At 57.3% G+C, this 1886-nt stretch carries 3 protein-coding genes; all 3 read right to left on the bottom strand.

The features are described from left to right. Positions 1-310 (bottom strand): HNH endonuclease (locus tag BJF77_RS19320; RefSeq protein ID WP_139318403.1); only part of this gene is annotated, 310 nt, incomplete at its 3' end. 101 nt (positions 311-411) lie between these two features. After that, entirely contained in the window at positions 412-1161 is a 750-nt protein-coding gene (locus BJF77_RS02420) for a hypothetical protein (protein WP_255396102.1), read from the bottom strand. Between the two features lie 452 nt (positions 1162-1613). Beyond that, positions 1614-1886 (bottom strand): hypothetical protein (locus BJF77_RS02415; protein ID WP_222844954.1); only part of this gene is annotated, 273 nt, incomplete at its 5' end.

The raw sequence follows: 1886 nt of genomic DNA, 5'->3' as shown, positions 1-1886 counted from the left end.
CCACCGCTGTCAGCACTGGCTCGAGGAGACCGACCAGCAACGCCTCAAAACCGCTTGACGCCAATAGGAGCATCCACTCAAAAGGACTTGACCCCTGCTTGCCACCGACCCCAACTGCAAGCCGCGCAAGATTCAGCAACTGGTCGTGCTTGAGCAGTGCGGCTTCAAGTGTGTGGCCCAAGGTGCTGTTGCACTGTCGGCAGGCGAGCACCGTCGCCGTAGCACCGAGGGCATCCATGAAGACGTGGTCCCGGGAGGCTGACTTTCCCACCAGGGGATCACCGCAGTACGGGCAGACAGGGGCGGCCATGGACTCATTGTTCCCCGCCTCTGCGCAGCTCCTGTGCTCCGACGTGGCATGGCGCGCAACGGAGGGCGTCAGCGGCGGGTGTTAGTGAGGAGAGCCTCGCGCTAAACCGGCGGCTCGTTGCTTGAGACACCCCAAGGGCCGGTCGGTTTCGGCGATGCCCCAGGGGGTAGCGGCAGATTAGTGACAACGTACAGATTCAGGATGTCGCTCCGATCGATGAACATAATCTGGCTGCGCTTGGCAGCATCGAGCACGTTGCCGATCCAGTTGCGAGCGGCCTTGGTGATCTCTCCGCCCGCCACGATGAAGGCGTGATCGACCAAGACCCGACGGTTGATCTCAGGGTCGAAGATCTCATGGGCCAGCATCATGAGTACTTGGTTGTGGATCTCGGCAATATTGGCGTTGCTGGCCTTGGTGACGCCTGATGCGTCGAGCTTCCCCTTTTTGACCTGGATGCCGAAATACAGGAGATGCTGGGTCGGCAAGGTATAGCGCATCCAGATGTCCTTGCCGTATTCCAAGGACTTGTCCTTATGTCCAGCCGCAGTGATGCGGTGGAACCCCAACTGGCGGAACAGCGGGAGCAGCACGTTCTCGATCAGTTCATCTTCACTGCACATGTCGAGGTAGGCAGCAAGGCTGTTTCGGCGCTGGATCTCGACAGCAGTGAGCGGGCGGTGAGGATTGGACTGCAACACTGTGACCGTGTTCGTGCCGATGTGGCGCAGATAGCAGTGGCGGTCATCGCCGTAAAAAGCTTCGAATCCTTCTCTTTCCAAGACCTCATTGAGCTGCTGGAGAGCATTGGGACGATCGGGCCCCTCGTTCATGGCGTCGCTGGGGCTCATCAGGTGATCGATGAGTCTACAAAATCCCTCAGGAGGGTGGGTCGGCCCGTCGTGGGGTTCGTTCAACATGCTGTCGAGAACGTCTGCGACCCACCGGTGCCGTGTCGAGCCGTCGTGCACCCAATCCGTGTCAAGCTCTTGGAAGAACTCAGTGATGTAGCTGCTGGATCGGTACGGGAAGTACCTTGTCTCTCCTGCGGAGGAACCCAGGTTTCCGCAGATCAGATCAGCCAGTGCCTCAAAGTTACGACGTCTGAACCTCACTGTGGCCTCCGCCGAGGCGCAAACCATTTAGGCGATCGAGCAGATCCGCAGGTTGCAATCTCTAACATGTTCTCCATCCAACTATGAATGCAATGGTCTCCCAATAGGGCCATGAGCGTATTTATATGGCGACCGTAAAGCTAACTACCTAGACGGATTTTAATCAATAGATCAGGAAATCCAGTCAGTCAGCCCATCAGACCCTGTACTGCTTCGTCTAGCTTCTGACCTTGAGTCGACTTTGCTAGATACGCGCGGATGTTTTTGCGGATGGTCACAAAGTACTTGGAGGCGAACTCAAGCTGTGCGATTTCCTGCGTCAGATCCTCCGCGAGGCTGGCGATCAGCAGGTGCTGGTCGTCGTCGATATTGAATTGGGGGATGGGCAACTTCCAAACGCTCTTGTCGATATGGCGTTCGTCCTTGCCGTAGGACATCAATGGTCGAACGAGTTCGGTCAG

The sequence above is a fragment of the Kocuria sp. CNJ-770 genome (genome assembly GCF_001942375.1).
Lineage (GTDB): Bacteria > Actinomycetota > Actinomycetes > Actinomycetales > Micrococcaceae > Kocuria > Kocuria oceani.
Note: the sequence above shows the minus strand (reverse complement) of the source record. Positions and strands in the feature narration are given on the sequence as shown.